Below are 20,290 nucleotides of genomic sequence, written 5' to 3'. Positions count from 1 at the left end.
TGGTGGGGCAGGGCGTTGGATAAGTGGCCCCGCAGGCGCGTTGATGGCATACGCGCCGCTCCCGCAGCTCCGGGTTCAAGGCCAAGGTGGTATGGGTTGCTCGGTTGTGCGGCGTGAGGAAAAGACCATGGCCGTCTGCCGATTCGTCGTAAGTGCCGTCCGCTGTCGCGGAAAACTCTGCATCTCTTCAAATCGCGCTTGGTCTTTTTATCTCTCGGGGCAAAACTGTCCAGGCAGGCGACGCCACTTCACTGTCCCGTAAGGGCAAAAGCCCACCTGTCGAAAGACGGCGTGGGCTTTTTCTTGGTATGGGCTGCGGCATTTTTCCGCAGGGACTGATTATTTTGCGATATCACCCACGCACAGGTATTTAGTCTCCAAGTACTCGGTGATGCCGTGGTGTGAGCCCTCGCGTCCCAGGCCCGACTGCTTGACGCCGCCAAAGGGTACGTGCTCGGTGGAGATGATGCCGGTGTTCACACCCACCATGCCGTATTCCAGCGCTTCGCCCACACGGAAGATGCGCCCGATGTCGCGGCTGTAAAAGTAGCTGGCCAGGCCAAACTCGGTGGCATTGGCGGCGTCCACTGCCTCTTGCTCGGTCTCGAAACGGAAGATGGGCGCAAACGGGCCAAAGGTTTCCTCGCGCGCGCACAGCATGGCGGGCGTGGCATCGGCCACTACGGTGGGTTCAAAAAACTGGCCGCTGCCCAAGCCGGACAGGCGCTGGCCACCCGCGACCACTCGGCCGCCTTTGGCCACGGCGTCATCAAGGTGGCGTTGCACCTTGTCCAGCGCCGCTTCTTCGATCAGCGGGCCTTGGTTCACCCCGGGCTCGAAGCCATTGCCCACCTTGGCAGTGCGTACCTTGGCGGCGAAGCGGGCCACGAATTCCTCGTACACGCCCGCCTGCACGTAAAAACGGTTGGAACACACGCAAGTCTGGCCCGCGTTGCGGTACTTGCTGGCGAAAGCGCCTTCCACGGCGCTGTCGATGTCGGCATCGTCGAACACGATGAACGGGGCATTGCCGCCCAGTTCCAGGGAGAGCTTTTTCACCGTTGGTGCGCACTGGGCCATCAGGATGCGTCCCACCTCGGTCGAGCCTGTGAACGACAGGTGGCGCACCACGTCGCTGGCGCACAGTGCCTTACCCACAGCCACAGACTGCGCGCTGTCTGCCGTGACGACGTTGAGCACCCCAGGGGGCATGCCGGCGCGCTGCGCCAGCTCGGCGGCGGCCAGGGCGGTGAGCGGGGTCAGCTCGGCAGGTTTGATGACCACGGGGCAGCCTGCCGCAAGCGCTGGGGCCACCTTGCGGGTGATCATGGCCAGGGGGAAGTTCCACGGCGTGATGGCTGCGCACACGCCAATGGGCTGTTGCAGCACCAGCAGCCGCTTGTTGTTGTCGAAGGTGGGCAGGGTTTCACCGTCGATGCGCTTGGCCTGCTCGGCGAACCATTCGACGAAGCTGGCGCCGTAGGCCACTTCGCCTTGGGCCTCGGGCAGGGGCTTGCCCTGTTCGGCGGTCATGAGCCGGGCCAGGACGTCCTGGTTCGCCATGAGCAGGTCGTACCACTTGCGCAAGATGGCGCTGCGCTCCTTGACGGTCTTGGCGCGCCAGGCAGGCCACGCGGCGTTGGCGGCGGCGATGGCCGCTTCGGTCTCCTGCGGGCCGAGATTCGCCACATCGGCCAATCGCTGCCCTGTGGCAGGGTCGTGGACGGCGAAGCGGCTGCTGCCTGCAACCCATTGCCCGTTGATGAGGCCATCGGTCTTGAGCAGGCTGGGGTCTTTCAACAATGAGAGCGGCGAGGCAGACGGTTGCATGGTGCGGCGGCAGTGAGGTGGAAAACGCGCAGGATACGGCAAGGCGGGGCCCACTGGCATGCGCGCGTTGTCGCCCATGTTGCGCCTGCATGCGTGCGAGGGGCGAAACCTATAATGGCGGGTTCGCCCTGCGCGACCTCACCAACGCACACACCATGAGCACACCCACTTTCTCCGTTGCCGACATCCGCAAGACCTTCCTGGACTTCTTTGCCGCCAAAGGCCATGCCGTGGTGGCGTCGAGCCCGCTGGTGCCGGGCAATGATCCGACGCTGATGTTTACCAACTCGGGCATGGTGCAGTTCAAGGACGTGTTCCTGGGCACCGACAAGCGCCCCTACAACCGCGCCACGTCCGTGCAGGCCTGTCTGCGCGCGGGCGGCAAGCACAACGACCTGGAAAACGTGGGCTACACCGCGCGTCACCACACCTTCTTTGAGATGCTGGGCAACTGGTCGTTTGGCGACTATTTCAAGCGCGAGTCGCTCAAGTGGGCCTGGGAGCTGCTGACCGAGGTCTACAAGCTGCCCAAGGAGCGCCTGCTGGCCACGGTCTATGAAGAGGACGATGAGGCCTACGACATCTGGACCAAGGAAATTGGCCTGCCGCCCGAGCGTGTCATCCGTATCGGCGACAACAAGGGCGGGCGCTACAAGAGCGACAACTTCTGGATGATGGCCGACACCGGTCCTTGCGGCCCCTGCTCGGAAATCTTCTACGACCACGGCCCCGAGATCCCCGGCGGCCCCCCGGGCAGCCCCGACGAGGACGGCGACCGTTTCATCGAGATCTGGAACAACGTGTTCATGCAGTTCGACATGAAGGAGGATGGCTCGGTCACCCCGCTGCCCGCTCCCTGCGTGGACACCGGCATGGGCCTGGAGCGCTTGGCTGCCATCCTGCAGCACGTGCACAGCAACTACGAGATTGACCTGTTCGACGCGCTGATCAAGGCCGCGGCGCGCGAAACTGGCGTGGACGACCTGGGCAACCCCTCCTTGAAGGTGATTGCCGACCACATCCGCGCCACCTCGTTCCTCGTGAGCGATGGCGTGATTCCCAGCAACGAAGGCCGTGGCTACGTGCAGCGCCGCATCGTGCGCCGCGCGATTCGCCATGGTTACAAGCTGGGCCGCAAGACGCCGTTCTTCCACAAGCTGGTGCACGATTTGGTGCAGCAGATGGGCGACGCCTACCCCCAGCTGCGCGCGCAGGAAGCACGCATCACCGAGGTGCTGCGGGTGGAAGAAGAGCGTTTCTTCGAGACGCTGGCCCATGGCATGGAAATCCTGGACGCGGCGCTTGCCGGCGGCGAGAAGGTGCTGGCGGGCGACGTGGCCTTCAAACTGCACGACACCTACGGCTTCCCGCTTGACCTGACCAACGACGTGTGCCGCGAGCGTGGCGTCAGCGTCGATGAGGCGGGCTTCAATGCCGCCATGGACGCGCAAAAGAACAAGGCCCGTGCCGCCGGCAAGTTCAAGATGGACCGTGCGCTGGAGTACAGCGGTGACGCCAATGCCTTTACAGGCTACGAACACTTGGCCGAAGCCGCGAAGATCGTGGCGCTCTACGTCGACGGCACCAGCGTGGCTGCGCTGAAGGAAGGCCAGAGCGGCGTGGTGGTACTCGACCGTACGCCGTTCTATGCCGAAAGTGGCGGCCAGGTGGGTGACCAGGGCGAGATCAGCGCTGGCTCGGCATGTTTTGCCGTCGCCGATACACAGAAGATCAAGGCCGACGTGTTCGGCCACCACGGCGTGCTCACCAGCGGTACGCTCAATGTGGGCGACGCCGTGCAGGCACAGGTGGATACCGCGCTGCGCGCCGCGACCATGCGCAACCACTCGGTCACGCACATCATGCACAAGGCTTTGCGCGAGGTGCTGGGCGCGCACGTGCAGCAAAAAGGCTCACTGGTGAATGCCGAGCGCACGCGCTTTGACTTTGCGCACAACGCACCGGTGACGGACGCGCAAATCCGGGAGATCGAAGCCCGTGTGAACGCGGAGATTCTGGCCAACACAGCCACCGATGCCCGTGTGATGGACATCGAGTCGGCGCAAAAGACCGGCGCCCTGATGCTGTTTGGCGAGAAGTACGGCGAAACCGTGCGCGTGCTCGACATCGGCAGCAGCCGCGAGCTGTGCGGCGGCACGCATGTGCAGCGCACAGGCGATATCGGCCTGTTCAAGGTTGTGGGCGAGTCGGGGGTGGCGGCTGGCGTGCGCCGCATCGAGGCTGTGACTGGCGCCAATGCGTTGGCCTACCTGCAGCAGCTCGAAGACACCGTGAACCAAGCCGCTGGTGTTCTCAAGAGCCCCGCAGCCGAACTCACGGTGCGTATTGGCGGTGCGCTTGACCAGATCAAGGCCCTGGAAAAAGAACTGGCTGCGCTCAAGGGCAAGCTTGCTTCGAGCCAGGGGGATGAGCTGGCGGGCCAGGCCGTGGTGGTCAAGGGCCTGAAAGTGCTGGCCGCGCGCCTGGAGGGCGCTGACGCCAAGACGCTGCGCGACACCATGGACAAGCTCAAGGACAAGCTCAAGAGCGCCGCCATCGTGCTGGCCGCCGTCGAAGGCGACAAGGTGCAGCTGGCTGCAGGCGTCACGCCTGACGCCGTGGGCCGCATCAAGGCCGGCGAGCTGGTGAACTTCGTCGCCAGCCAGGTGGGAGGCAAGGGCGGTGGCAAGCCGGACATGGCCATGGCGGGCGGCACCAACGCCGCCGCGCTGCCGCAGGCGCTGGCGGCGGTGCAGGGCTGGGTGGCTGAGCGCGTGTAAAGCCAGCCCGCTGTGCCCGCGAGCCCGCCCCTTGCCGGGGTGGGCTTTTTTATATGTGCGCTCCTGAAATGAGAGCTGCTAGCGCTTTTTAGGTAAGGGTTTGGGGCCTATTTGCCTAGAAAAGCTCGACGTCGTCGTGGGCCATCTTGGTTTGCAGCTGGCCGGCTGCCACCAGGTCGTCGTAGTAGTGCACCTGGTTGCGGCCATGCTCCTTGGCGAAGTACAGCGCCTGGTCCGCCTGGCCGAGGATTTCCACCGGCGAACCGGTGGAGGTGCCGACGAAGCCAATGCTCACCGACACGTGGCCCACCTGCGGAAAGGTGTGCGTCTGCACGGTTTCGCGAAAGCGCTCGAAAGCCTTGCGTGCCGTTTCCAGGGTGGCGTTGCGTAGCAGCACCACAAATTCCTCGCCGCCGAAACGAAAGATACGGTCGTGGCTGCGGAACGAGCTGCGCAGCAGGTTGGCCATGAGGATCAGCACTTCGTCGCCGTACAGGTGGCCAAAGCGGTCATTGACTTGCTTGAAGTGGTCGATATCGACGACGGCCAGCCACTGCTGGCGTGGCCCATGCTGTTCGTCGGCGCACGGAGTGCCGGGCTCTGTGCCCTGCGCCAGCGCGGCAGAGGCTGCGTGGCGGGCGAACTGCTCGTCGAAGGTCTTGCGGTTGAAGAGACCGGTGAGCGCATCGCGCTCGCTGTAGTCCAGCAGGCTTTGGTAGTTCTTGTAGACCTGAAAAATGCCCAGGATCACATCCAGGCGGTGCTGGGAGAAAGCGCGCGACTGGGTGATCTCCAGGCAGGTGCTGACCTTGTCGTTCATCCACACCGGTAGCCACAGCACGTAGCGCCCCCGCCGTGGCACATGCACCACGCTGGCACTTTGCGAGGCAATGCATGCTTGCAGGTCGGGGCGGCGCTCCAGTGGCTCACGGCGCGGATCTTGGGCGGCTTCGGCGTCGCTGGAAAGCAGCTGTCCCTGCTCCAGCCAGGTGCGCGGCCGCACGAAGGTCTGCCCTTCGCGCGTGAACAGCTCCAGCGCCCGGATGTCGACAATGCCCGTCAGTGCCTGCAGCGTAGACAGCACGGACAACTCAAGCCGCAGGTGGTCGCGCAGGCCCGTCATTTCCACCAGGTTCTGGAGAATGGGTTTTCTCATCGTGCTGTCGGCTCCGGGGGCGGAATGCTGTCTTCGAGGTCGCGGCGCATGAAGACCAGATCCCACACGCCATGGCCGAGCCGCAGGCCGCGGTTCTCGAACTTGGTCAGGGGGCGGTAGGCAGGCTGTGGCGCGTAGCCATCGGCCGTGTTGGCCAGCAGGGGCTCGCCGCCTAGCACTTCGAGCATTTGCTCGGCATAGGGCTGCCAGTCGGTGGCGCAGTGCAGGTAGCCGCCGGGCTTGAGCCGTGCCGCCAGCTTGGCCACCAGTGGCGGCTGGATCAGGCGGCGCTTGTTGTGTTTCTTTTTGTGCCAGGGGTCGGGAAAGAAGATGTGCACGCCATCCAGGCTGCCGGGGGGCAGCATGTGGTCGAGCACCTCCACGGCGTCGTGCTGCAGGATGCGGATGTTCTCGATGCCGTGCTCGCCGATGCGCTTGAGCAGCGCGCCTACGCCGGGCTCGTGTACCTCGCAACACAGGAAGTTGTCACCAGGGCGCACGCGCGCGATGTGCGCCGTGGCCTCGCCCATGCCGAAGCCGATCTCCAGGATCAGCGGTGCCTCACGTCCGAATGCGGTGGCGGCGTCGAGCGGCGCAGCGCTGTAGGGCAGCAGGAAGCGCGGCCCCTGGTCGGCAAAGGCCTTCGCCTGGGCTGCAGTGGTGCGGCCAGCGCGGCGCACAAAGCTCTTGATGGCCTTCGGGTAGGGGATGCCCGCGGGGGCCTGGCCCGCAGGCGCAGCGTCCTGGGGGGGCGTGGTGCCGCAAGCGGCCTGGGAAGCAAACGATGGAGTCACGGGGTGCGATTGTAAATATCTGCCCACACACGAATCCAGTGTGCGAGCGCATCGTTCAGGTTTGCGGCCTCAGAGGGCAGCGGCGCCAGCCCCAGCGCTTGGGCGGCGGCTTTGAGGGCCGCGAGGGGGGCTTGCGGTGCGTGCAGCGCCAGCGCCGGGGCACCGTGCTGCTTGGAGAGTTTTTCGCCATCCGCCGTGCGCACCAGCGGGGTGTGCAGGTAGCGCGGCGTGGGCAGGTCCAAGGCGTGCTGCAGCAGCATCTGGCGCGGGGTGTTGTCCGCCAGGTCTTCGCCGCGCACGACGTGGGTGACGCCCTGCTGCGCATCGTCCACCACCACCGCCAACTGGTAGGCCCAGAGGCCGTCAGCGCGGCGCAGCACGAAGTCGCCCACGCTGTGCGCAACGTTCTGTTGCTGCGCACCAAGCCGGCGGTCATGCCAGTGCAGGTGGTCATCCGCTATGTAAAAAGGAGCTGCTTGCGCTTGCTTTGTAAGGGTTTGAGCCACTTTTTTCTGATAAGCGGCTGTATGGAAGCGCCAGGCGCGCGCGCTGCGCCCGCGCAGCCCTGTGCGGCAGGTGCCGGGGTAGGGGCGTTCCACGTGGCGTTCATGCACCAGGCCCTGCGCCGCCCAGGCCGCCTCGATCTCTTTGCGCGTGCAGGCGCAGGGGTAGGCCCAGCCCGCCGCCTGCAGCCGTGCCAGCGCCGTCTGGTACTGCGTGCCGCGCTGGGACTGCCATAGGGGCGGGGCGTCGGGGTGCAGACCGCAGGTGGCCAGTTGCGCCAGGATGTGTTCGCCCGCGCCTGGCACGCAACGCGGTGTGTCCACATCCTCAATGCGCACCAGCCAACGGCCGCCGTGCGCGCGCGCGTCCAGCCAGCTGGCCAGCGCGGCGACCAGAGAGCCCGCATGCAGCGGCCCGGTGGGCGAGGGAGCGAAGCGGCCGGTGTAGCCGCCGTGTGCCGTCAAGCCACCGCCAGGGCCAGCTCCAGCCCTGAGATGAAGGCATCTTCGACGCGCTGGCCCAGGCACCAGTCGCCGCAGGCGCCCAGAGCGGCATCACCGTCCCACAGGTAGCTGCGGCCCAGCGGGGCCAGGGTGCGGGCGTGGCGCCAGCGGCGCACGTCGCTCCACGCCGGCTCGGCATGGATGCCGGTGACCTCGGAAAACGCCCGCTGCAGCTTGGCTTGCACGCGCTGCGGGGTGTCGTCGAAGTGCTCTTGCGACCACTCTGGGCTGGCCTGCACGGTCCAGCGCTCGACCTGGCCACGCCCGGGCTTGCTTGATTCACGCGCCAGCCAGCCGATGCGGTGGTGCGTGCTGCGCGCGGCGTTCCACTGCGGGCCCAGGGTGGTCAGGCCGGGCTGCACGGCTTGGGGAAAGGCCAGCATCAGGGTCCAGCACGGGTCAATGGTCACGCTGTGCAGCGGCGCCTGCAGGGGGCTGTCGATGCCGCTGGATTGCAGCAGGGCATGGGCCTTGGGGGCGGGCAGGGCCAGCAGCACGGCGTCGAAGCCTGCGTACACGGCGGTGCTGCCGTCGCTGGCTTCGCAGGCCAACTGCCAGCCTTGTGGGTGCAGGCGGTCGCGCTCCAGGCGCACAGCCTGGGTGTCGGTGTGCAGGCAGCCCGCCTGTGCGATGGGCTCGGCCCAAGTGGTCAAAAGCGATTGCATGCCTGGCTGTGCCACCCAATGTGGCTCGGGCGCGGGGGCCGCCGCCACCATTTGCCCCGTAGCGTCGAGCACGCGCAGGCTGGTGGCGCTCCAGGGGCGGCACAGGCCATTCACGGTCTGCAGTGCGCGTTCAAAGCGGGCGTCGCGCACGGTGAAGAACTGCGCGCCGGCGTCGAAGCTGCCGAACGGGGTTTCCTGCGTCGCCATGCGGCCACCGGGGCGTTCCTGGCGCTCGAACACGCTGACGGAATGCCCTGCCTGCATGAGCGTACGCGCGCAGGCCACGCCGGCCATGCCGGCACCGATGATGGCGAAGCGGCGCGCTGGCGGGCGCTGTGGGGAGGGTGAGCGGGAAGCGGTTGTTGTCATTCCAGGCCTTTCGTCGGGCACATAAAGGGATGCTTTGCAATCTGCCACTCTACACGCGCCGCGGCCAACCGGGCCGCAGTTGCATCAGGGAGTGGCTGCGCGGGCCTGGGGCATTGCCCCTGCTGCCTGGCTGTGCGCAGGCGGCGGCTACAGTGTGCGCAAGCGGCAGCCGGGTGCCGCTGCTTTTGCCGGAGGACTTCCCATGACCATTGAATTGCGCCGCATCGGTGCCACCCCCATGGCCCAGACGCTGACCATCCGCAGCCATGCCTTGCGCGTGGACGGCACGGCCGCCGAGGGCGGCGACGACAGCGGCCCCAACCCGCATGACCTGTACGACGCGGCCCTGGGCGCCTGCAAGGCGCTGACGCTGCTGTGGTACGCGCGCCGAAAGGGGCTGCCGGTGGAAGATGTACACACCGTGGTGGAGCGTGATGCCTCGGCCGAGCGCAGCGGGACCTACCGCCTGGCAACGCGGCTGGAGGTCAGCGGAGATCTGAGCGATGCGCAGCTGGCCGAGCTGGAGGCGGTGGCGCAGAAGTGCCCGGTGCACAAACTCATGACCCAGGTGACGACCGAGATCAGCACCACGGTGCAGCGCCTGCCATGAGCGCCGTGCTGCAGCTTGGCGGCCATGTCAAGGATCTGGGTGGCGGCTTTACGGTGCGCCGCCTGCTGCCCTCTGTGCCGCGCCAGTCGGTGGGGCCGTTCGTGTTCTTCGACCATTTTGGTCCGGTCACGGTGCAGCCGCAGGACCAGCACGATGTGCGGCCGCACCCGCACATCGGTCTGGCCACCGTGACGTATTTGTTCGAGGGGGCCATCCTGCACCGTGACAGCCTGGGCTCGCTGCAGGAAATCACGCCGGGGGCGGTCAATTGGATGACGGCCGGGCGCGGCATCGTGCATTCAGAGCGCCGTCCACCCGCCTTGGCGCAGCGCAGCTATGTCAACCATGGCCTGCAACTGTGGGTGGCGCTGCCGCGCGCGCATGAGGAGGCAGCGCCGGCGTTCGTGCACACGCCCGCCGAGGCCATTCCCGAGCTGCATCTGGGCGCAGCGCAGGTGCGCGTGCTGGTGGGCACGGCCTGGGGCCAGCGCTCGCCCGTGCAGACCATGGCCCCGACGCTGTACCTGGACGTGCGCATGCCCGCGGGGGAAGCCTTGGTGCTGCCCGCGCTGGCGCCTGAAATGGCTCTGTACTGCGTTGACGCCGACCTGGAGCTGCAGTTGGACGATGGCGCAGCGCAGACGCTTCCTGCGCGCACCATGGGCGTGCTGCCTGTGGGGCAGGGCGTGCAGGTGCGGGCACAGACGCCCGCGCGCTGGGTGGTGGTGGGTGGCGCGCCGCTGGATGGGCCGCGCCACATCTGGTGGAACTTCGTCTCCAGCCGCAAGGAGCGCATCGTGCAGGCAGCGCAGGACTGGGAGGCCCAGGCGATGGGCCAGGTGCCGGGCGAGACGGAGTGGATTGCCTTACCTCCGCAGCGCTTCAAGCCTTGAGTGCAAATTTTCGGCATAAAAATAGCTGCCAGCCCTTGTCTATCAAGCGCTGGCAGCTATTTTTTTGAGAGTGAATTCAGCTCAGCAGCGTAGCCTGAATCTTGTTGGCCAACTGTGCCACAGCCAGCGAAGCCGGGCTGCCCGGCGCACCCTGCAGCAGCAGCTGGCGGCGCATCACGGCCTCGCGCACGGCGTTGTCGGCAGGAATGTCGCCCAGGTGCAGCAGCCGTACCGGGCGGCCCGAGTCGGTGGTGACGAAGCGGTTGAGCACCTGCTGCAGCTGGCTGGTGATGGCGCGACCATCGCCGGCGCGCGCGGCCTGGTTGACCACCAGGCGCAGGTGCTGGCGCTTTTGCTGCGTGGCCAGCACCTTGATGGCCGCGTAGGCGTCGGTCAGCGAGGTGGGCTCGGGCGTGGCCACGATCAGCACCTCGGCCGCCAGCGATACGGAGAAGAGCACCACGTCGGAAATACCCGCGCCGGTGTCGAGCAGCACCACGTCGAAGCGCGGCGTGAGCGTCTGCAGTACGTTGATGAACTGGTTGCGCACCTCGGGCGTGAGGCGCGAGTACTCGACCATGCCCGAGCCTGCCAGCAGCACGGAGAAGCCGCCAGGCGCCTCAATCACGGCTTCCTCCAGCGAGGCGCGGCCGGTGAACACGTCGTGCAGCGTGATCTTGGGGTGCAGATTCAGCACCACGTCGAGGTTGGCCAGGCCCAGGTCGGCGTCAAGCACCAGCACCTTGAGGCCATGGCGCGTCAGCGCCGCCGCGAGGTTGGCGGAAATGAAGGTCTTGCCAACGCCGCCTTTGCCGCTGGTGACGGCAATGACATGCGCGCCAGCCGCCGTGCCAAGGGCCAAGGGCTCTTGCGCGGATTGGGTGGTGGGGGTGGATGGTGCGTCGCTCATCTCGGTCGCTTTCATTTGACGCTACCTGCGGGGTCAAGCGGGGGCAGTTCGCCCCAGCCTGAAGGGGTGAAAACGGGGGCGAACAGCATATTCTTCTCTTCGGCGCTCACGGTGCTGTCGGGCTGATCCTCGATGCTCATGCGGTTGCGCCCGGCCTGCTTGGCTACGTACAGTTGTTGGTCCGCGCGCTCCACCCACAGCTGCTTGGTGCTGCGGATCCACTGCAGCGCGAAGGCACCACCGATGCTGACGGTGATATGCACCTGCTCGATGGGGGAGATGCGAATGGGCGTCGACTCAATGGCGCGGCGTACACGCTCGCCCACCACGCGGGCGAAATTGGCCTGGCACGAAGGCAGCACGATGGCGAATTCCTCGCCACCGTAGCGCGCGATGGTGTCCATGGGCCGCACGCAGGCGTTGAGCGTGCGCGCCACCGACTGCAGCACCAGGTCGCCCGCCAGGTGGCCATGGGCGTCGTTGATCTGCTTGAAGTGGTCGATGTCCAGCATCAGCAGCAGGGCGGAATCGCCGGCGCGGGTCACGCGGTCGATCTCGCGGTCCAGCGTGGCGTAAAGATAGCGGCGGTTGGCCAGCCCGGTCAGTGGATCCTTGAGGGATAGCTCACATAGCCCGTCTATCAGGGCCTGAAGGTACTGCGTCGGGGGCTCGCTGGGCAGTGCGGGCATGTCGCCACCCGCCTGCGCTACCAAGGCATGGGCCGTGGCAAGGCGCAGGTCGTGCAAGAACACATGGGGGCGGACTGCAGGTGGGGTCACAAAGTGCAACAAAAGTACGAAACTTGAGTTTAGCAGCCTTGCGCTGGCATCCCGGGCTCGGCACCAGCCTGTAGTGCGGCGATGGCTTGGGGGTCGGCGCGGTACAGCGCCAGGTCAGGCCCTGGGGCAAGCGCGCCAGCGCGTTCCAGCGTTTGCTGTGCCGGCAACTTCAGTCCGCTGACGTGCAGCGTGCCGGCACGTGCACGCAGCAGGCTGCGCAGGCGCACGAACACCTCCACCCCTGTGATGTCGATGCGGTTGATTGGCTGGGCGAACAGGCACAGGTGACGCACGTCGGGGTGCGCGGCAAGGTGATCAGCCACGTGGCGCTCCAGGCTGCTGGCCGAGGCGAAGTCCAACTCCGCGTCCATGCGCAGTGCCAACAAGTGCGGCGCCAGCGGTGGCAATTGCCACAGGTGGCGGTCGCGCAGGCTGCCGTCGGGGTGCAGGCCCACCTCGATGATGCGCGGGTGCAGGCGCTGGTACAGGAAATGGCTCAGGTTCATCACCAGCCCGGCCAGCACGCCCCAGTACAGGCGCGGCGCCGTGGCTAATGTGAGGGCGAACGTGACGCCACCGATGACGGCTTCGACACGCGAGACACGCCACAGCCGCAGCAGCGCGCCGGGCTGCAGCAGCCCGGCCACGGCCACGATCACCAGGGCCGCCAGGGCGGACTGGGGCACGTAGTACAGCAGCGGCGTGAGCCACAGCAACGTGACCAGCACCAGGGCACAGGAAAACAGCGTGGCCCAGCCGCTTTGCGCGCCCGCGTAGAGGTTGATGGCCGAGCGCGAGAACGAGGCACTGGTGGCGAAGCTGCCGCACAGGCCAGAACTCATCTTGGCCAAGCCGTGGCCGATCAGGTCCTGGTTCTCGTTCCAGCGCGTGCCGCTGCGCTGGTGGTCCACCTTGGCGCTGGAGGCGGTTTCCAAAAAGCTCACCAGCGTGATGACGAGCACCGGCATGACCAGGCTGCCAAGTTCGTCCCAGCTCAGCCAGCCAGGCCAATACAGTGCTGGCAGCCCCGCGGGCAGCGTGCCCACCACCGCACCGCCGCGGTCGGCGAAGCCCGTGGCCCAGGCCAGTACGCCCGCCAGCGCCAGCACCACGAGTGCGCTGGGAAAGTCCGGGCGCAGGCGCCGCGCGCCCCACAACAGCGCCAGACAGCCCAAGCCAAGGCCAGCCGCCAGTGGGTCGAAGTGGTGCAGCGACGGGTTCGCGGCCAGCGCATGCCAGGTGGTGCGCAGCCCGAGCAGCGCCGGCAGCTGCGAGGCCAGAATGAGCAGCGCCGCCGCCTGCGTGAAACCAGTGAGCACCGGCGATGTCACCAGGTTCAGCAGCCAGCCGAAACGCACTGCGCCCAACACCAGCTGCAGCAGGCCGGACAGCAGCGCGATCCACACCGCCAGTGCCACCCAGTGCGCGCTGCCGGGTGCAGCCAGACCGGCGAGCGAGGTGCCGATGAGCAGGCTGCTCAGCGCCGTTGGCCCTACGCCCAGGCGTGTGGAGGAACTCCACAGCACGGCCACCAGCGTGGGCACGAGCGAGGCGTAGATACCCGTCACCAGCGGCATACCCGCGAGCTGCGCGTAGGCCACCCCCTGTGGCACCAGCATCAGCCCCACGGTGATGCCGGCCCAGAACTCGCCCCGCAGCAGGGCGCGGCTGGGCCGAGGCCAAGCCAGGAAAGGAAACCAGCGGGTCAGCGATGCATGCGCCATGCCGCGATTGTCGGGGCCTTTGCCGCGATCGCCTGCGCGGGGCGATGCGGCGCCGTCCTACAGTCGATTCGGCGGCGTCCGACCGCCCGCAGCCGCACGGGGCCGTACAGTGCGAACCATTGATTTCCATTGCAACCAGCACCAAGGAGTAACGCACATGAATTACCGCCAACCGACCCAACGCATGGTGAGCTTCCTGGCCATCAGTGCCCTGGCCCTGGGCTTGGCCGCCTGTGGCAAGAAAGACGAGGAGCAGACCGTCGGCCAGAAGCTCGATGCTGCCGTTGCCAAGACGGAGCAAGCCGCTGCGGATGCCCAGCGCAAGGCGGAGCAAGTGGCCGAGGACGCGCAGCGCAAGACCGAGCAGGCCATGGAGACCACCTCGGCCAAGGTGGAAGATGGCGCTGCCAAGGCCGAGGCTGCCCTGAAGGACGCTGGCGATGCGGCCAAGGAAGCCGCCGGCAAGGCGCTGGGCGTGGCGGATGACGCCGCAATCACTGCCCAAGTGGCCGCAGGCCTGGCCAAGGATCCCGAGCTGAGCGCGTTGAAAATCAACGTGGACACCAAGGGCGGCGTGGTCACCCTCAGCGGCCCCGCGCCGACGGCCCAGGCCAAGGAGCGCGCCACCGGCATTGCCAAGGGCGTGAAGGGCGTGGGCGGGGTGAACAACCAGCTCACCGTGCACGCGGGCTGATGCCGCCGCTGCGCGCCCGCCCTGGCGGGCGCGCTACGATGCGGGCATGAACGATTCCACGCCCGACATTCGTACCCGCATCGTCCACCACCCCTACCAGCCACCCGAAGGCTTCGTGGCGCCCCAGCCCGGGGTTTTCAAGGCGTCCACCGTCATTTTTCCCAATGTCGCCGCCATGCGCGAGCGCGAGTGGAAGGACAAAACAGGCTACACCTACGGCCTGCACGGCACCCCCACCACTTACCTGCTAGAAGAACGTTTGGCCACCTTGGAGGGCGGGCGGCAGTGCCTGCTGGTGCCCAGCGGCCTGGCTGCCCTGGCGACCGTGGCGCTGGCGCTGCTGCGCACGGGTGATGAGGTGCTGATTCCCGACAACGCCTACGGCCCGAACAAGGCGCTGGCCGAGGTGGAGCTGGCGCATTACGGCATCCGCCACGTGCTGTACGACGCCATGGACCCGCAGGATCTGGCCGCCAAGATCACGCCCGCCACCCGCCTGGTATGGCTGGAGGCGCCGGGCTCGGTCACGCTGGAGTTTCCTGATCTGCCCGAGCTGGTGCGCATCTGCCGCGCGCGCGGCGTGTGCACGGCGCTGGACAACACCTGGGGCGCGGGCCTGGCTTTTGCCCCCTTTGACCTGTGTGGCGACGGTAGCCTGGGCGTGGACGTATCGGCGCACGCGCTTACCAAATATCCGAGTGGCGGCGGCGACGTGCTCATGGGCAGCATCGTCACGCGCGATGAGGCGCTGCACCTGAAAATCAAACTCACCCACATGCGCCTGGGCCTGGGCGTGGGTGCCAACGACGTCGAGGCCGTGCTGCGCGCGCTGCCCAGCATGGCGCTGCGCTACCGTGCGCACGACCAGGTCGCACGCGAACTGGCGCGCTGGCTGGCTACGCAGGCCGCCGTGGCGCAGGTGCTGCACCCGGCGTTGCCGGGGGCGCCTGGGCATGCCCATTGGCAGGCGCTGTGCGGCCAGGCCGACGCTGCGGCAGGCTTGTTCAGCGTGGTTATCGACGCCCGCCATTCGCAGGCACAGGTGGACCGTTTTTGCGACAGCCTGCAGTTGTTCAAGATTGGCTACAGCTGGGGCGGACCCATCAGCCTGGTGATGCCTTACGAGTTGGCCAGCATGCGCCAGCGGCCCACGCCGCACCTGCGCGCGGGCACGGTCGTGCGTTTTTCCATTGGTCTGGAAGCGCAGGAGGATTTGCGCCGCGACCTCGCTCAGGCGCTGGCAGCAGCGTTCTGAATCCGAGGGGGCGGCCCGACCCGAAGGGGGTAGGGTGGTAGTTTCCTTGATGGCTATCAATACGCAACGCGGCTAAGGTGGGTATGTCGCCACAGCTGCCGCGCCGCCGGTTTCCGCCATGACCGCCCCTACCGCACAACCTCCCGCACCACGGAGCTCGCAAGTGGTGCTGCGTCCCCTGGGCCTGGGGGCGCCGCTGCGCTGGCTTACCCTGGGCCTGCGTGACCTGGCCCGAGCCCCTGCCGTGGGGCTGTTCTACGGCGCAGGCTTTTGGCTCATGGCTGCTGTGCTGGGCTGGGTGTTCCGCACCCAGCCCGAATACACCATGTCGCTGGCCAGTGGCTGCCTGCTGCTGGGGCCTTTCCTGGCCTTGGGCCTGTATGACGCCAGCCGCCGCCACGAAGCGGGCCAGGCGGCGCACCTGGGCCAGTCGCTGGTGTGCTGGCGCAGCCACATGGGCAGCATGGGCATGCTGGTGCTGGTGTTGATCGTGCTCGAGTTGTTGTGGGGGCGTGCCTCTTTGGTGGTGTTCGCGGTGTTCTTCAATACCGGGCTGCCTTCCACCACCGGCGTCATGCAGGCGGTGTTCAACCCTGAAAACTGGGAGTTCGTGGCGGTCTACACCCTGGTGGGGGGCGTGTTCGCGGCGCTGGTGTTTGCCAGCACGGTGGTATCGATCCCGATGATCCTGGACCGGGACACCGACGCCATGACCGCCGCCATCACCAGCATGCGCGTGGTGGTGGAAAACCCCGGCGTCATGCTCTGGTGGGGCGCGCTCATCACGCTCTTGGTGGGGTTGTCGCTGTGGCCCTGGGGCGCGGGCCTGCTGGTGACGGGGCCGCTGCTGGGCCACGCGAGCTGGCACGCCTACCGCGCGGCGCTGGAGCCCCAGGAGCCCGTACCGTCAGAGTAATTTCTTCAAGGCCGGCCAGACGTTCTCCAGCATCGTCGGCTGCGCCTGCGCCGTGGGGTGAATGCGGTCGGCCTGGAACAGCTTGGTCGGCTCCGGCCCGTCGGCCACGCCTTGCAGCAGAAAAGGCACCAGCGCCGCCTTTTGCGCCTGGGCCACGGTGTGGAACAGCGCGGCGAAGCGGCGCGTGTAGTCAGCGCCATAGTTTGGCGGCACCTGCATGCCTACCAGCAGCACGCGCGCCCCGGCCTTTCGCGCGGCCTGGGCCATGGCGGTCAGGTTGGCCTCGGTGGATTGCAGCGGCAGGCCGCGCAGTGCGTCGTTGCCGCCGAGTTCGATCACCACAACGGAGGGCCGGTGCTGCGCCAGCAGCGCGGGCAGGCGCGCGCGCCCGCCGGCCGTGGTGTCGCCGCTGATGCTGGCGTTGACCACCTCGGCCGCAATTTTCTGCTGCGCCAGCCGCTGCGCCAGCAGCGCGACCCAGCCGGTGCCGCGCGCCAGCCCGTACTCGGCGCTCATCGAGTCGCCCAGCACCAGGATGGTGGTGCCGGGTGCGCTTTGGGCAGCGGCATGTCCCCCGGCGGTGATGGCCGCCAGGCTCAGGATAAAGTCACGCCGATCCACCGTTCCCATCACCACGTTAGGCCTTTCATGTCTGATTTCACTTCCCCGCCGCTGGTCGCGGTCGAGCATGTTTTCAAGTCGGTGTCGGACTCCACCGGCACGCTCGACATTCTGCGGGATATCGATTTCCGGCTGGCGGCACGGGAAACCGCCGCTATCGTCGGCGCATCGGGTTCGGGCAAGAGCACGCTGCTGTCCATCATCGCCGGGCTAGATACGCCCACGCGCGGTACCGTGCGGCTGAACGGGCAGGACCTGTTCGCGCTGGATGAAGACGCGCGCGCCGCCTTGCGTGCGCGCCAGGTCGGCTTCGTGTTCCAGAGCTTTCAGCTCATGGGCAACCTCACGGCGCTGGAGAACGTGATGCTGCCGCTGGAGCTCGCCGGGCAGCGCGACGCCCGCAAGCAGGCTACCGAGATGCTGGGCCGCGTGGGCCTGGGCCAGCGCCTGGGGCACTACCCCAAGGTGCTGTCGGGCGGCGAGCAGCAGCGCGTGGCGCTGGCGCGCGCCTTCGTCGTGCAGCCCGCGCTGCTGCTGGCCGACGAACCCACGGGCAGCCTCGACTTTGCCACTGGCGAGGCCGTGATGCGGCTGATGTTCGACCTGAACCGCGAGCGTGGCACGACGCTGGTGCTGGTGACGCACGACCGCGCCATCGCCGCGCAGTGCGAGCGCTGCATCACCATCGAGGCAGGGCGCGTTGCGCGCGATGAAACACGCGCTGCTGCTTGATACTCCCCCCGGGTACCATAACTCTTGCGCTTGATTAAAAAGCGCTAGAGCATCTATACTCCCCCTGGGTATCCCGTGCAGGGGATACCGGAGCGCCTGCCATGCCCCATTCCGTCGAAGAAAAGAAGCGCGTTGTCGCGCGTCTGCGCCGCATCCAGGGGCAGGCCGCCGCGCTGGAGCGCGCGGTGCAGGCCGGCACCGAGTGCGGCGCGTTGCTGCAGCAGTTGGCCGCACTGCGCGGCGCCGCCACCAGCCTGATGGCCGAGGTGTTCGAAAGCCACCTGCGCGAGACCTTCGGCCAGGCCGGGGCACCGGACGAACTCGACCGTCTCTCGCGCCTGGCGCGCTCCTTCCTCAAGTAACTTTTTCAGGAGATCCGCCCATGAAATCCCGTGCCGCCGTCGCCTTCAAGGCCGGAGAACCGCTGCAAATCGTCGAGATCGACGTGGCACCGCCGCAAAAGGGCGAGGTGCTGGTGCGCATTACCCACACCGGCGTGTGCCACACCGACGCCTTCACCCTGAGCGGCGATGATCCCGAGGGCATCTTCCCCGCCGTGCTGGGCCACGAGGGCGCGGGCATCGTCGTGGAGGTGGGCGAGGGCGTGACCAGCGTCAAGCCCGGCGACCACGTCATTCCGCTGTACACCGCCGAGTGCGGCGAGTGCCTGTTTTGCAAGAGCGGCAAAACCAACCTGTGCGTGGCCGTGCGCGCCACGCAAGGCAAAGGTGTGATGCCTGACGGCACCACGCGCTTTAGCTACAACGGCCAGCCCATCTACCACTACATGGGCTGCAGCACCTTCAGCGAATACACCGTGGTGGCCGAGGTGTCGCTGGCCAAGGTCAACCCCAACGCCAACCCCGAGCAGGTGTGCCTGCTGGGCTGCGGCGTGACCACAGGCCTGGGCGCGGTGAAAAACACCGCCAAGGTGCAGGAGGGCGATACGGTGGCCGTGTTCGGTCTGGGGGGCATCGGCCTGGCGGTAATCCAGGGCGCCAAGCTGGCCAAGGCCGGGCGCATCATTGCCATCGACACCAATCCGGGCAAGTTCGACCTGGCGCGCACCTTCGGCGCGACCGACTGCGTGAACCCCAAGGACTTTGACAAGCCGATCCAGCAGGTGATTGTGGAGATGACGGGCTGGGGCGTCGATCACTCGTTCGAGTGCATTGGCAATGTCAACGTGATGCGCGCCGCGCTGGAGTGCGCGCACCGTGGCTGGGGCCAGAGCGTCATCATCGGCGTGGCGGGCGCGGGGCAGGAGATTTCCACGCGCCCGTTCCAGCTGGTGACGGGCCGCAAGTGGCTGGGCTCCGCGTTTGGCGGCGTCAAGGGGCGCTCGCAACTGCCAGGCATGGTGGAAGACGCCATGGCTGGGCGTATCCAGCTCGAACCCTTCGTGACCCACACCATGGGCCTGCAGGACATTAACAAAGCCTTCGACCTGATGCACGAAGGCAAGTCGATCCGCAGCGTGGTGCACTACGCCTGATCGCCGCCTGGATTTCAAGCAGAAACGGCTCCAGCGCTTATCTAGAAGGCGCTGGCAGCTATTCAATCAGGAGCAAATCAGCGATGGAACGCATCGAACACCATGCCAGCTTCGGCGGCCGCCAGGAAGTGTGGAAACACACCAGCAGCGCGCTGGGCTGCGAAATGCGGCTGGGCGTGTACCTGCCGCCCGCAGCCCTGGCGGGCGAGCGCTGCCCGGTGCTGTACTGGCTCTCGGGCCTGACCTGCACCGAGCAGAACTTCATCACCAAGGCCGGCGCGCAGCAGCACGCGGCGCAGCACGGGCTGATCCTGGTGGCGCCGGACACCAGCCCGCGTGGCGCCGCGGTGGCCGACGACCCGGGCTACGACCTGGGGCAGGGCGCGGGCTTCTACCTCAACGCCACGCAGGCCCCCTGGGCGCCGCACTTCCGCATGGAGGACTACGTGGTGAACGAGCTGCCCGCGCTGGTGGAGCAGCACTTTCCCGCCACGGAAAAAAGAGCCATCTTCGGCCACAGCATGGGCGGGCACGGCGCGCTGACACTGGCGCTGCGCCACCCGGGGCGCTACGCCAGCGTGTCGGCCTTTGCGCCCATCGTGGCACCCTCGCAGGTGCCGTGGGGGCAGAAAGTGTTTGCTGCGTACCTGGGCGACGATCGCGCCGCCTGGGCCGCACACGATGCGGTCGCGCTGGTCGCCACGGCGCGCGAGCGCCTGCCGCTGCTCGTGGACCAGGGCGAGGACGATGAATTCCTGCCGCAACTGCAGCCCGAGCTGCTGCGCGCCGCCTGCAGCCAGGCCGGCCACCCGCTGACGCTGCGCCTGTGGCCGGGCTACGACCACAGCTACTACTTCATCGCCAGCTTCATCGGTGAGCATGTGGCGCACCACGCGCGGGCGCTGCGCGGCGCTTGAAGACGCTGGGCTTGTGCCCTTTCGCCACCGCCGCAGCCCTTCTGTGGCCCGGTGGCGTTTGGCATGGGCGCGGTGATTTTGTGCCACTGCCAGGGTTTTTCCGCAGGGGTGAGAGAGGCAGGCCAGCCTGCCTGGCCTGCGGC

General features: G+C 67.1%; 19 protein-coding genes. 10 read left to right on the top strand and 9 right to left on the bottom strand.

Going from position 1 to position 20,290, the window contains the following annotated elements; all coding sequences use genetic code 11:
- Positions 1 to 339 precede the first annotated feature (339 nt).
- Entirely contained in the window at positions 340 to 1,830 is a 1,491-nt protein-coding gene (locus BN2503_RS02410) for an NAD-dependent succinate-semialdehyde dehydrogenase (protein ID WP_054255048.1), read from the bottom strand.
- Positions 1,831 to 1,985: 155 nt separating this feature from the next.
- Between BN2503_RS02410 and alaS the strand changes: the two genes are divergently transcribed.
- Entirely contained in the window at positions 1,986 to 4,610 is a 2,625-nt protein-coding gene (alaS, locus tag BN2503_RS02405; protein WP_054255106.1) for an alanine--tRNA ligase, read from the top strand.
- Positions 4,611 to 4,725: 115 nt separating this feature from the next.
- Here the strand turns inward: alaS and BN2503_RS02400 are convergent, their stop codons facing one another.
- The 4 genes from BN2503_RS02400 to BN2503_RS02385 are packed head-to-tail and all read right to left on the bottom strand — an operon-like array spanning position 4,726 to position 8,601.
- A complete protein-coding gene (locus BN2503_RS02400; RefSeq protein WP_054255047.1) occupies positions 4,726 to 5,766 on the bottom strand; it encodes a GGDEF domain-containing protein in 1,041 nt (346 codons plus the stop codon).
- Complete coding sequence (trmB, locus tag BN2503_RS02395) at positions 5,763 to 6,560, bottom strand: tRNA (guanosine(46)-N7)-methyltransferase TrmB (protein WP_233494989.1); 798 nt, start codon at positions 6,558 to 6,560, stop codon at positions 5,763 to 5,765. Before trmB ends, BN2503_RS02400 begins: the two co-directional genes overlap by 4 nt.
- Positions 6,557 to 7,528: a tRNA glutamyl-Q(34) synthetase GluQRS gene (gene gluQRS / locus BN2503_RS02390; protein WP_054255045.1), complete on the bottom strand. Its 972-nt coding sequence runs from the start codon at positions 7,526 to 7,528 to the stop codon at positions 6,557 to 6,559. The genes trmB and gluQRS overlap by 4 nt, the downstream gene beginning before the upstream one ends.
- The gene (locus BN2503_RS02385; RefSeq protein ID WP_233494988.1) at positions 7,525 to 8,601 is read right to left on the bottom strand and encodes an NAD(P)/FAD-dependent oxidoreductase; all 1,077 of its coding nucleotides are present in this window, start codon (positions 8,599 to 8,601) and stop codon (positions 7,525 to 7,527) included. Before BN2503_RS02385 ends, gluQRS begins: the two co-directional genes overlap by 4 nt.
- Before the next feature lie 202 nt (positions 8,602 to 8,803).
- On the opposite strand from BN2503_RS02385, the gene BN2503_RS02380 reads away from it, so the two are divergent.
- Together BN2503_RS02380 and BN2503_RS02375 are read left to right on the top strand one after the other, a co-directional pair.
- The gene (locus BN2503_RS02380; protein ID WP_054255044.1) at positions 8,804 to 9,211 is read left to right on the top strand and encodes an OsmC family protein; all 408 of its coding nucleotides are present in this window, start codon (positions 8,804 to 8,806) and stop codon (positions 9,209 to 9,211) included.
- Positions 9,208 to 10,104: a pirin family protein gene (locus BN2503_RS02375; RefSeq protein ID WP_054255043.1), complete on the top strand. Its 897-nt coding sequence runs from the start codon at positions 9,208 to 9,210 to the stop codon at positions 10,102 to 10,104. The genes BN2503_RS02380 and BN2503_RS02375 overlap by 4 nt, the downstream gene beginning before the upstream one ends.
- 76 nt (positions 10,105 to 10,180) lie before the next feature.
- Here BN2503_RS02375 and BN2503_RS02370 read toward each other — a convergent pair whose 3' ends face one another.
- The 3 genes from BN2503_RS02370 to BN2503_RS02360 are packed head-to-tail and all read right to left on the bottom strand — an operon-like array spanning position 10,181 to position 13,517.
- Positions 10,181 to 11,014: a MinD/ParA family protein gene (locus BN2503_RS02370; RefSeq protein WP_054255104.1), complete on the bottom strand. Its 834-nt coding sequence runs from the start codon at positions 11,012 to 11,014 to the stop codon at positions 10,181 to 10,183.
- 11 nt (positions 11,015 to 11,025) lie between these two features.
- On the bottom strand, positions 11,026 to 11,766 hold the full coding sequence (locus BN2503_RS02365) for a GGDEF domain-containing protein (protein WP_054255042.1): 741 nt from the start codon (positions 11,764 to 11,766) through the stop codon (positions 11,026 to 11,028).
- Positions 11,767 to 11,822: 56 nt separating this feature from the next.
- The gene (locus BN2503_RS02360) at positions 11,823 to 13,517 is read right to left on the bottom strand and encodes a SulP family inorganic anion transporter (RefSeq protein WP_054255041.1); all 1,695 of its coding nucleotides are present in this window, start codon (positions 13,515 to 13,517) and stop codon (positions 11,823 to 11,825) included.
- A gap of 157 nt (positions 13,518 to 13,674) precedes the next feature.
- Here BN2503_RS02360 and BN2503_RS02355 point away from each other — a divergent pair, with 157 nt between their 5' ends.
- The 3 genes from BN2503_RS02355 (at position 13,675) to BN2503_RS02345 (ending at position 16,382) form a co-directional block, all read left to right on the top strand.
- Complete coding sequence (locus BN2503_RS02355) at positions 13,675 to 14,211, top strand: BON domain-containing protein (RefSeq protein ID WP_054255040.1); 537 nt, start codon at positions 13,675 to 13,677, stop codon at positions 14,209 to 14,211.
- 46 nt (positions 14,212 to 14,257) lie between these two features.
- Positions 14,258 to 15,466, top strand: a complete 1,209-nt coding sequence (locus BN2503_RS02350; protein ID WP_054255039.1) for a PLP-dependent transferase — start codon at positions 14,258 to 14,260, stop codon at positions 15,464 to 15,466.
- 118 nt (positions 15,467 to 15,584) lie between these two features.
- Positions 15,585 to 16,382: a DUF2189 domain-containing protein gene (locus tag BN2503_RS02345; RefSeq protein ID WP_054255038.1), complete on the top strand. Its 798-nt coding sequence runs from the start codon at positions 15,585 to 15,587 to the stop codon at positions 16,380 to 16,382.
- On the opposite strand, the gene BN2503_RS02340 is transcribed toward BN2503_RS02345, so the two are convergent.
- Positions 16,374 to 17,012 carry an arylesterase gene (locus tag BN2503_RS02340; protein WP_082366473.1) on the bottom strand — a complete coding sequence of 213 codons (639 nt, stop codon included), beginning with the start codon at positions 17,010 to 17,012 and terminating at the stop codon, positions 16,374 to 16,376. The genes BN2503_RS02345 and BN2503_RS02340 overlap by 9 nt on opposite strands.
- An 18-nt stretch (positions 17,013 to 17,030) precedes the next feature.
- Between BN2503_RS02340 and BN2503_RS02335 the strand changes: the two genes are divergently transcribed.
- The 4 genes from BN2503_RS02335 to fghA all read left to right on the top strand — a co-directional run bounded on the left by BN2503_RS02335 (position 17,031) and on the right by fghA (position 20,147).
- The gene (locus BN2503_RS02335) at positions 17,031 to 17,735 is read left to right on the top strand and encodes an ABC transporter ATP-binding protein (RefSeq protein WP_054255037.1); all 705 of its coding nucleotides are present in this window, start codon (positions 17,031 to 17,033) and stop codon (positions 17,733 to 17,735) included.
- 101 nt (positions 17,736 to 17,836) lie between these two features.
- Entirely contained in the window at positions 17,837 to 18,097 is a 261-nt protein-coding gene (locus tag BN2503_RS02330; protein WP_054255036.1) for a metal/formaldehyde-sensitive transcriptional repressor, read from the top strand.
- A 20-nt stretch (positions 18,098 to 18,117) separates the two neighbouring features.
- Entirely contained in the window at positions 18,118 to 19,230 is a 1,113-nt protein-coding gene (locus BN2503_RS02325) for an S-(hydroxymethyl)glutathione dehydrogenase/class III alcohol dehydrogenase (RefSeq protein WP_054255035.1), read from the top strand.
- 83 nt (positions 19,231 to 19,313) lie between these two features.
- A complete protein-coding gene (gene fghA, locus BN2503_RS02320) occupies positions 19,314 to 20,147 on the top strand; it encodes an S-formylglutathione hydrolase (RefSeq protein ID WP_054255034.1) in 834 nt (277 codons plus the stop codon).
- Positions 20,148 to 20,290 lie beyond the last annotated feature (143 nt).

It is taken from the genome of Paenacidovorax caeni, assembly GCF_001298675.1.
Taxonomy (GTDB): Bacteria; Pseudomonadota; Gammaproteobacteria; order Burkholderiales; family Burkholderiaceae_C; genus Paenacidovorax; species Paenacidovorax caeni.
This window is presented reverse-complemented; position numbering and strand designations above follow the sequence as displayed.

What these genes read in the sequence shown, in the direction of transcription:
- BN2503_RS02325 (WP_054255035.1), top strand. Translation starts at nt 18,118, where the DNA reads ATGAAATCCCGTGCCGCCGTCGCCTTCAAGGCCGGAGAACCGCTGCAA.
- BN2503_RS02335 (WP_054255037.1), top strand. Translation starts at nt 17,031, where the DNA reads ATGTCTGATTTCACTTCCCCGCCGCTGGTCGCGGTCGAGCATGTTTTC.
- BN2503_RS02350 (WP_054255039.1), top strand. Translation starts at nt 14,258, where the DNA reads ATGAACGATTCCACGCCCGACATTCGTACCCGCATCGTCCACCACCCC.
- BN2503_RS02330 (WP_054255036.1), top strand. Translation starts at nt 17,837, where the DNA reads ATGCCCCATTCCGTCGAAGAAAAGAAGCGCGTTGTCGCGCGTCTGCGC.
- BN2503_RS02345 (WP_054255038.1), top strand. Translation starts at nt 15,585, where the DNA reads ATGACCGCCCCTACCGCACAACCTCCCGCACCACGGAGCTCGCAAGTG.
- BN2503_RS02380 (WP_054255044.1), top strand. Translation starts at nt 8,804, where the DNA reads ATGACCATTGAATTGCGCCGCATCGGTGCCACCCCCATGGCCCAGACG.
- BN2503_RS02410 (WP_054255048.1), bottom strand. Translation starts at nt 1,830, where the DNA reads ATGCAACCGTCTGCCTCGCCGCTCTCATTGTTGAAAGACCCCAGCCTG.
- BN2503_RS02400 (WP_054255047.1), bottom strand. Translation starts at nt 5,766, where the DNA reads ATGAGAAAACCCATTCTCCAGAACCTGGTGGAAATGACGGGCCTGCGC.
- BN2503_RS02360 (WP_054255041.1), bottom strand. Translation starts at nt 13,517, where the DNA reads ATGGCGCATGCATCGCTGACCCGCTGGTTTCCTTTCCTGGCTTGGCCT.
- BN2503_RS02375 (WP_054255043.1), top strand. Translation starts at nt 9,208, where the DNA reads ATGAGCGCCGTGCTGCAGCTTGGCGGCCATGTCAAGGATCTGGGTGGC.
- BN2503_RS02370 (WP_054255104.1), bottom strand. Translation starts at nt 11,014, where the DNA reads ATGAGCGACGCACCATCCACCCCCACCACCCAATCCGCGCAAGAGCCC.
- fghA (WP_054255034.1), top strand. Translation starts at nt 19,314, where the DNA reads ATGGAACGCATCGAACACCATGCCAGCTTCGGCGGCCGCCAGGAAGTG.
- BN2503_RS02340 (WP_082366473.1), bottom strand. Translation starts at nt 17,012, where the DNA reads ATGGGAACGGTGGATCGGCGTGACTTTATCCTGAGCCTGGCGGCCATC.
- BN2503_RS02355 (WP_054255040.1), top strand. Translation starts at nt 13,675, where the DNA reads ATGAATTACCGCCAACCGACCCAACGCATGGTGAGCTTCCTGGCCATC.
- BN2503_RS02385 (WP_233494988.1), bottom strand. Translation starts at nt 8,601, where the DNA reads ATGACAACAACCGCTTCCCGCTCACCCTCCCCACAGCGCCCGCCAGCG.
- alaS (WP_054255106.1), top strand. Translation starts at nt 1,986, where the DNA reads ATGAGCACACCCACTTTCTCCGTTGCCGACATCCGCAAGACCTTCCTG.